Here is a 609-nt window from a genome sequence, read left to right on the forward strand (position 1 = left end):
TGATGTCAATATAGATGTGAAAGAAGTTGTAGAGGATGTTGATTTAACAGTCTATAAGAATAGTAAATATAGGGAGTTTGATTTCTTTAAAAATATTTGTAAATGATATTTTTGAAAGTCTATCCATCCCTATATTAGAATTGCTACAACAAGTTTTCAACACTTGTTTCAATTGAACATACTAAAAACCGAGACGAAATGATAAATTTTCAGTCTCGGTTTTGATATTTCTTAAAGAATAACTAGGTTTATTTCAATTGATCTGTAATGTCTTTTGATAGCAACATTCCCAGATGATAAGTTTTATTGATGTAAGCAATGACATCATTGATGTTTTCAGTCGTTTCAATTTTTTCTTTGATGTCAGTCCTAAATGTTTCATCCTTCAACAGTTGTTCTTGGTAGAGTCTTTGAAGTCTCTCCTTTTCATACTTATTGAGCAGAAAAAGGAACACCAAGCTAATTACAACGAGGATATAAGCATATTGGCTCATAGAATATCTCCCTGTATGATAAAGAAGTAGTAGTGAGTAGATTGAATTAGTGAAGCAGTTAGCTAGTCCGCATATAAGCGGCTAGCGTCTAACAATTAGGAACTTTAGTTCCAAT

The 609-nt window shown here is 31.5% G+C and carries 1 protein-coding gene; it reads right to left on the bottom strand.

Annotated elements, in window-relative coordinates:
• Positions 1–248: 248 nt before the first annotated feature.
• Positions 249–494, bottom strand: coding sequence for a MarR family transcriptional regulator (locus tag WKI42_RS10590; RefSeq protein WP_368081902.1), 246 nt, complete (start codon positions 492–494; stop codon positions 249–251).
• Between the last annotated feature and the right edge of the window lie 115 nt (positions 495–609).

The organism is Streptococcus pseudopneumoniae, assembly GCF_038148935.1.
Classification (GTDB): domain Bacteria; phylum Bacillota; class Bacilli; order Lactobacillales; family Streptococcaceae; genus Streptococcus; species Streptococcus pseudopneumoniae_U.

Excerpts from the sequence above, each read along its gene's own strand:
- WKI42_RS10590 (WP_368081902.1), bottom strand. The coding sequence starts at position 494 with ATGAGCCAATATGCTTATATCCTCGTTGTAATTAGCTTGGTGTTCCTT.